The following is a 7582-nucleotide window of genomic DNA, read 5'->3' on the forward strand; positions in this document are numbered from 1 at the left end:
AAAGTAGAGGGTTTATATTTTTGCGGGGGAAGTGTGCATCCCGGTGGAGGCATCCCACTTTGTTTGCTATCGGCGAAGATAGTGAGCGGTGTAATAAATTAACCGTCACCCTCTTTTATAAACCTTGTCATTTCGAAAGAACAGAAGTGGGACTTGTGTATTGGGGCGACGAGAAACATTGTTCATCATGCAAGTTCGCAACTTATCGGTTGAACAAGATTTCTCCTCGTACCTCGTTCGAAATGACAAGCAAGGTTGGCGTTTTTCTCTCGCAATTCTGGTTCTTAATTAATCATTTTCTCCAGCGCCTCAATCCATTTCGGTGAATCATTCAGGCTCTCTACCAATTGAACGTGTTCGCCACCAAGGGCTTTAAACTCGTCGCCATATTCGGTTGTTACTTCGTAAACAGTTTCCAGGCAATCGGCTACAAAGGCCGGGCAAAACACCAACAGGCGTTTTTTACCTTCTTTTGCCAATTGGGCAACTATCTCGCTGGTATAAGGCTGCACCCATGGGTCGCTGCCCAGGCGCGATTGAAAACAAACGGTAAACTTCTCTTTCGGGAGGTTCATCTTATTTGCTATCAGTCGTGCGGTATCGTGCGATTGTGCCGAGTAGCACAATTTGTTGGTATCATTTAAGGTACTGCAGCAACCATCAACCTGCAGGCAGTAGCTGTGGGTATGATCGCATTTTTTTAGTTGTCGCTGCGGCAACCCATGAAAGCTGAACAGGATATGATCGTAGCTATCGGGGTTATACTTCTGCGCGTTATCGGCAAAGGTCTCTATCATCAATTCGTTATCATGAAACGAGTTAAGGAATGAGATAGTGGGGATGGTTTGCCAATCTTTTATCAGGTCCATCACCTTTTCCTGCACCGAACCGGTACTTGCCGATGCATATTGCGGAAACAGAGGGATCACCTGGATCTCGCTTACCAAAGCATCTTTTAAACGCTGTAAGGCCGATTCGATAGATGGGCTTTGGTAACGCATGGCCAGCTCAACCATGTAACCATCGCCAAGGCGCTGCTGTAAAGCTGCCTGTTGTAGTAAGCTATAATGCATTAATGGCGAACCGGTTTCTTTATCCCAGATGGCCTGGTAAAGCTTTGCAGATTTTGGTGCCCTAAAAGGCACTATAACCCCTTTTACCAAAACAGTACGCAAAGCGGCGTTAATGTCAATAACGCGCCCGTCCATCAAAAATTCGTTTAAATACTTACGTACATCCGCTGTCGACGGACTATCCGGTGTACCTAAGTTTACCAGTAAAACTCCCTTTTTTGCCATAATTTATAAGAGGTGCAAATGTAATAAAAAACACCCTAACCAATTGTGACGGCAGTCATTATTGCAAAATGATGATGCGTTATTAACCGCACGTTATTGCAATGACGAGTCGGCTATTTTTTCACAGCCCACAATTTCCACCAGGGTACCCACGGTGCATCATGATGTTCGTAATGGTACCCAAAAAAGTAGCAGCTAAAAAATGCCAGAAAATGGTTGCGCCTAAAACTGCGCGACTGGTGCTTATTATCGTGTTCGCCCTTGTGAGGCAAATACGTACCGAAATAAAACAATTGTAACGTACTTAGTAATGATGGTGCTACCCAAAACAGTAAAAGATTAGGCTGCGGGATCCGGATCTTGAATACGTTAAACAATATAGCCATCACCACAATTTGCCAAATGGACAGGTAATTACGTATAAACCTTACATACCAGCTAAAAAAGCCGCCGTTGTGGTAATCCGGGTCGGCATTGGTATGTACGTGGTTATGGTGCTGGTGGTGCTTGGTATATAGTTTTGGGTACCAGAACGAGGCATAAAAGAACGTACAGATAAATCCAATACCATCATTAATATTTTTATTGGGGGCGATGGTGCCATGCATGGCATCGTGCGCGGTGATGAACAGACCGGTGTACAGGTGCATCTGCACCAAAACAAACAGGTACAGTAGCGGATTGGTAAAATTAACCCGCCATTGCATCAGCAATATAGTTGATGTAACCCAACTGCCAATAACCAGTAAGGCAATTAAAAGACCGGTATATGAAGGTGATTTTTGCAAGATATTTTTATACAGCAAATAGCGTGCTGTTAATAGCTTTCCAATTCGGCCTTTACCTGCTGCATCAGCCACATAGGGGTTGATGTAGCGCCTGCAATGCCAATTTTATCGCCTGGGTTAAACATACTTTTATCCAGTTCAGATATAGATGATACAAAATAGGTATCGGGGTTATGCTTGCGGCAAACCTCGTAAAGCACTTTTCCGTTTGATGATTTTTTACCGGACACAAACACTATTTTGTTGAAATTTACAACAAAGGCCGGCAAATCTTTATCACGGTTGCTTACCTGGCGGCAAATAGTATCGTTGGCCTTAACCTCATAACCGCGCGAAAGCAATTGCTCTTTTACGTTGTAAAACTTCTCCATGCTTTTGGTGGTTTGGCTGTACAGCGTAAAGCTTGGGGGCAGCTCGGCATCATCCAGCTCTGCAATATCCTGAAAAACCAGGGCATCACCATTGGTTTGTCCTTGTAGGCCAACCACCTCGGCATGGCCGTGTTTACCAAATATTAGTATCTTCTCTTTATTATCGTACGATGTTTTGATGCGGTTTTGTAGTTTTAAAACCACCGGGCACGATGCATCTATCAGCGTAATATTATTCTCTAAAGCTATTTTGTAGGTTTCGGGGGCTTCACCATGCGCACGGATCAGTACTTTCTCGTTACGCAGGTTTGCCAGCTCGGCATGCTCAATAATACGCAGGCCCTGTGCTTTAAGCCGTTCAACCTCTTCATCGTTGTGTACAATATCGCCAAGGCAATACAGGTAACCATCTTCGGCCAGTATCTCTTCGGCCATATCAATGGCATAAACCACCCCAAAGCAAAAGCCCGAATCCTGATCTATAGTAACTTGTAGCTGATAATTACCCATTGTGGTACAAATTTACGTATTAAATTGTTAAGCTGAATGTAAAAAGGTTTGATGAGGTTTTTGTGTTGAATGTTAGTTGATTTTTTCTCTAAAGGGCGCAATTTATTTTTTGGTCTTTTTTCCGTGGTCTTTTTTAACCAGGGCGTTGCCTGCGGCCGGGCTTTCCGCTCATACTCGCACAGGCCTTAACCACATGGCCGGTATCCGCTTCAATCCCTAACGCGGATTTTCCATTTTCCCCGGCGTTATTGCGAGGTACGAAGCATTCTTCGATAGAAAAGTCGGTGAAACGCATATCGAGGATTATTAATGTGTTTAATTTTTCTTTAAGGAATTAATGAGCTCCCTTCGGTCGGTTGTCCACGCTACGCTCGCAATGACGGTTGTTATAATTAAAGCGCCATCACCAAATTCAATAACCCAAAAAACACAAACTCTGTTATTAACAACACCAAAGCGGCAATACTTTGCTTTTTAAAGTTAAACAGTTCAAAAATATACAGCATTATGGCACTCACCAAAAACCAGCATACATAATTTTTCAACGGGATATTGCCGGTGTTCCAATGCCAGTAATTAAACCTGATAGCAACAGGTTCTATTAAAACATCAAGCAAAACCAGTAATATGGCACCTGCAATAATTCTGAAAAAGGTATTCCTGAGTCTGCTTCGCTGCAAGGTAACACCGGTAGCGTAGATCAGCAAAAACCAGTTCACCCCTATCATTAGCGGGATGCCGGATAGTTTAACGCCAAGCGTTTCATCGTAAGCATAACTACCAAATAACCAGCCTTTATGCACTCCCACCCATTCGGCCATAAAACCCAGCCAAAATACAATAAGCATGAATATGCCAAAACTACTGTTGAGTTTATGATGGCCGAATGTAACTACCCCCAGCATCAATAGTAAATGGAACGGAACTATTTGTAAGAACAACGCTCTTGTAACTGGCACTGATAAGCCAACCAGGCCAACCACATGGAACAGTATAATAATAATGATGGCTATACGTGGTGAAATGCTCAGATCTTTCGGCCTTTCCATACGGTGGTTTTGGTAAGATATTTTTGTATTGATGTAATACCGATGAGCAACAGGCTCAGCATTTGTATTGGATGCAAAAGTAAGTTAAGCCATGCATTTTGCCCCGCTGTTAACGAAATCATAATACGGCTTAACATAATAAGCCCGGCCATCATCGCGATGAAATTTGGATTCATGGTCATGACCACTACCACCGGGCCACCGATGATAAGCAGCAGATAAATTAAAAAGCCAAATACATTATAATTAAATGCTGCTAAAAAATTCTTGCCAAACCCATTAACGGCCTCGTTATACCCCTTATACATTCTGCAACTGATCATGCCATTGGCCAGCAATGCCTCACCGTTTAGTTTGGATGCTTTTACAATTTTCATGATCTCTACATCCTCCACCACTTTATTTTTGGCCTGTTGGTGCCACTGGTAGTTATTGTAATCTTCGGCATTAAATAGCATAAACTGCCCGCTGGCTGCGGCAACGGCAGCGCTTTTAACCAGGTAAACCAGCCGCAAGGGTAGCAAGTTCAATAATATATAGTGCATCAAGGGCACTACCATATTTTCGCCGGTGGTTAACATGGTTTGGTTGGTAAACAAACTCAGCAGGCTTAACCCCCGCAGGTTCATGCGGTGGATAGCGCTATTTATTAACCTGTCCCCTATTTTTTCATCAGCATCTAAAAACAAAAAATAATTACCCGTGGCTTGTTGGGCCAGTTGATAGCAGGCAAAGTTTTTACCGAGCCAACCGGCAGGTAAAACCTCCCCTTTTATGGCTTTAAAGTTTTTGTGCGATCGGGCAAATTCTTCGCAAAGCGCGAAGGTATTGTCGGATGAGTTATCATCCAATACTATTACTTCGTAGTTCTGATAATTTTGTTGAGCTATTGATTGCAGCAAAGTAAGAATATCATCAGCCTCGTTACGGGCGGGAATAAGGATCGATACCTTATCCTCATAATGTTTGCCTATACGCGGCAATTTAGGGTTCGATAAAAAATTGAACAGCGTAACCGTAAAGCGCAGTATTAAAAAAATAAAGGTTACTAAAAGGGCTGTGATCACTTTTATACGGTTATTTTGTTTTGCTGTTGTTTGGCACTATCGTAATGTTGCTGATATAATTTTTGTGCTTCTTCCATGTTATTCATTTCGTTAATGGCCTTTAAATAAACGTTCGCTGTTGGCTTTTTATATTGCAGGTTCTCAATAAATGTTGCTGCCATTACGGTTTGGAATTCCCCTGTTGCTGCCGGCATTATTTTTGATAGCCCTTTTTCAAAATTTACCTCATTAGTAAAATTAGAATATAGTTTCCCCTGCGGGAATATCAGCACCATATTTTCCGGATCGTTCAATAATTCAACGGCATAATTTAACGAAGCCAGCATATCCCGTGAGTTTTTACTTACCGAGAACGCACCCACATATTTAAAAAAAGAAACCTTTTGTACGGTTTCCTCAATTACCATTACATGAAAGCGCTTTTTTAAAATCCGGTGGTTAATATAATACATCAGGAAACCATCCCACCAGCTAAAGTGATTGGCCAGTAAAAGCACCGACTTATTTTTATCCACTTCTACTTCATCAAACCTCACCTGCTGAAAGTTGGCTTTAACAATCCGCAGGATGTAATTGTGAAAGAACCAGTTGATAAGTTTATTTTTCTGCGGATATATCATACTTAATGCTCCACATCTATTTGCGCCTTTAACGCGTGCTGGTGAAAGGCATTTATTCTGGTAATCAGTGCATCAAAAGTCACCTCGCCGGCTACGCCGCAATCGTATAAATGAAAAAATACGGATGGTTTAAGGCTTTCAAAATAATCTATCAGTGCGCAATTGTAAACTATCTGGCAGGGGCCTTTTATATTTTTAATAAGGCGCTCAATGCCTTTCTCTACATTAATTTCGGTAGTGTGGTTTGATATCAGTTCGCCCTGCGGGAAAACCACCACCAGGTTCTCGGGGTTATTCAGCAAGCCAGCCGCGTATTGCAACGATTTGATCATCTCGCGCGATGACCGGTTGATAGAGAAGCCGCCAAAAAGATTTAACAGCATCCGCTTTTGCAGGTGGTCTTCCTGCATCATAATATACAGGTGCCTGTTAAGGTGCCAGTAAGCCAGGTAATTGCCCCAAAGCCCATCCCACCAGCTAAAGTGGTTACAAAGCAGCAATACTGAATGCCCCGGTTTTGGGGTGAATGGCGTTACCACCAGCCGGTTAAAGGCCCGGCGCATGCGGTAACGCATGTATATGGCAAACCAGTTACTAAAAAGTTTTATTCTGCGGGCGGGTATCATCGCTGTAAATTTACTAAATACTCATCCAATTGTTTGGTAACCAGCCAATGCCCCATCGCTACTTCGTGCACTTCGGCGTTTTCAATACCACCAATAAAAGGCAAAGCGGCTTTCATCGGGAACAAATTATCGTGCCTGCCAAATATCAACCTGCATTTTATGTGGTGCTGATTGATCAATGCGGCTATTTTAACGGTATCGGGTTTTAACAAACGGATGAGGTTTAGGGTATAATAAACATCCTGCCGTTTTTGTTCGGTATCAATTTCATTATAGGCTATCTGGTACAGGCTCTCATCAATAAATTTTACCTTTTTCAGGTTTTTGAGCATGGTTGGTGCCAGCCATTTGCTTTTGGTAACCGTTTTAAACATATACCGCCCCCAGGGTTTGTGCAGCAATATCTCAAAGCCTTTATAAACCGAAAGGCCATCGGGCGCCATTAGTATTACCTCGTCTATCAGGTCGGCATATTCCTCAACCAGTATCAGCGCGATGTTGGCACCAATGGAATAACCCATTACCGAGAAACGCTGCCTGCCATGCAGTTTAAACCATTCCTCCACATATTCGCGCACCATTGCCCGGGGCATACCGGCGAGTATTTGCTGCTCCTCCCACCCATTTAATTTGCTTTCTCCGTGAAAAAAATGATCGAAGCCGTAAACGTGGTATTGCTGCAGGACGGATTTTTCGAGCACGTGAAATTGCCTTCCCGTCATGCCATAACCGTGGAAGGCCAGCATGGGTTTGCTGCCAACACCGTATTCATGATAGTGTGCCTTACCTAAGCCGTGGATGTCCAAAAAGCCCATGGTGGCAATATTAAGAAAATGTTAGGTTAGTTTGGGTTTTGGTTGTTGGTTATTTAACGTCGGTTATTTAACCACAGAGGACACAAAGGGTTCACAGAGTTCATTGAGATTTTTCTTTGTGCATTCTATGGTTTTTCTCTGCATTATTTGTGGTTAAAAAAACTAATGCCGCTCTTTAATATAATTTATTATCGCATTGGTAGCTCCAACATGCTGTTTCACATAGTCTTTGGTAATTGCAGCAGCATTATCACGGGTAGTTTCATCATTCATCAATAAGCCTGCAACAGTGTTCAACTCTTCCTGGCTGCCAATACTAAACCCGGCCTTTAATTCTACCAGGTCGCGGGCTTCTTTAAACTTATCATACTTAGGGCCAAAAATCACCGGCATACCAAAAGCAGCTGCCTCCAATGTATTATGGATACCCGCGCCAAA

At 42.8% G+C, this 7582-nt stretch carries 8 protein-coding genes and 1 pseudogene; all 9 read right to left on the reverse strand.

Going from position 1 to position 7582, the window contains the following annotated elements:
- Window positions 1–284: 284 nt before the first annotated feature.
- Entirely contained in the window at window positions 285–1298 is a 1014-nt protein-coding gene (gene hemH, locus WC615_RS21690) for a ferrochelatase (protein ID WP_372980142.1), read from the reverse strand.
- Between the two features lie 113 nt (window positions 1299–1411).
- Window positions 1412–2086 (reverse strand): fatty acid desaturase, encoded by a 675-nt coding sequence (locus tag WC615_RS21695; protein WP_372980143.1) that lies wholly within the window; start codon window positions 2084–2086, stop codon window positions 1412–1414.
- A gap of 29 nt (window positions 2087–2115) precedes the next feature.
- Entirely contained in the window at window positions 2116–2967 is an 852-nt protein-coding gene (locus WC615_RS21700) for a 4-hydroxy-3-methylbut-2-enyl diphosphate reductase (protein ID WP_372980144.1), read from the reverse strand.
- A gap of 392 nt (window positions 2968–3359) precedes the next feature.
- Window positions 3360–4016 carry a carotenoid biosynthesis protein gene (locus tag WC615_RS21705; protein WP_372980145.1) on the reverse strand — a complete coding sequence of 219 codons (657 nt, stop codon included), beginning with the start codon at window positions 4014–4016 and terminating at the stop codon, window positions 3360–3362.
- Window positions 3995–5083 (reverse strand): glycosyltransferase family 2 protein, encoded by a 1089-nt coding sequence (locus WC615_RS21710; RefSeq protein WP_372980146.1) that lies wholly within the window; start codon window positions 5081–5083, stop codon window positions 3995–3997. The genes WC615_RS21705 and WC615_RS21710 overlap by 22 nt, the downstream gene beginning before the upstream one ends.
- Before the next feature lie 2 nt (window positions 5084–5085).
- A complete protein-coding gene (locus tag WC615_RS21715; RefSeq protein ID WP_372980147.1) occupies window positions 5086–5703 on the reverse strand; it encodes a lysophospholipid acyltransferase family protein in 618 nt (205 codons plus the stop codon).
- 2 nt (window positions 5704–5705) lie between these two features.
- Window positions 5706–6329, reverse strand: coding sequence for a lysophospholipid acyltransferase family protein (locus WC615_RS21720; protein WP_372980148.1), 624 nt, complete (start codon window positions 6327–6329; stop codon window positions 5706–5708).
- On the reverse strand, window positions 6326–7144 hold the full coding sequence (locus WC615_RS21725; RefSeq protein ID WP_372980149.1) for an alpha/beta fold hydrolase: 819 nt from the start codon (window positions 7142–7144) through the stop codon (window positions 6326–6328). The genes WC615_RS21720 and WC615_RS21725 overlap by 4 nt, the downstream gene beginning before the upstream one ends.
- 162 nt (window positions 7145–7306) lie before the next feature.
- Window positions 7307–7582 (reverse strand): annotated as a pseudogene (locus WC615_RS21730) (3-deoxy-D-manno-octulosonic acid transferase); the annotation flags it as partial.

It is taken from the genome of Mucilaginibacter sp., assembly GCF_041663085.1.
GTDB lineage: Bacteria > Bacteroidota > Bacteroidia > Sphingobacteriales > Sphingobacteriaceae > Mucilaginibacter.

Coding starts and splice junctions, on each gene's coding strand:
- WC615_RS21725 (WP_372980149.1), bottom strand. CDS start 7,144: ATGGGCTTTTTGGACATCCACGGCTTAGGTAAGGCACACTATCATGAA.
- WC615_RS21700 (WP_372980144.1), bottom strand. CDS start 2,967: ATGGGTAATTATCAGCTACAAGTTACTATAGATCAGGATTCGGGCTTT.
- WC615_RS21715 (WP_372980147.1), bottom strand. CDS start 5,703: ATGATATATCCGCAGAAAAATAAACTTATCAACTGGTTCTTTCACAAT.
- WC615_RS21705 (WP_372980145.1), bottom strand. CDS start 4,016: ATGGAAAGGCCGAAAGATCTGAGCATTTCACCACGTATAGCCATCATT.
- WC615_RS21720 (WP_372980148.1), bottom strand. CDS start 6,329: ATGATACCCGCCCGCAGAATAAAACTTTTTAGTAACTGGTTTGCCATA.
- hemH (WP_372980142.1), bottom strand. CDS start 1,298: ATGGCAAAAAAGGGAGTTTTACTGGTAAACTTAGGTACACCGGATAGT.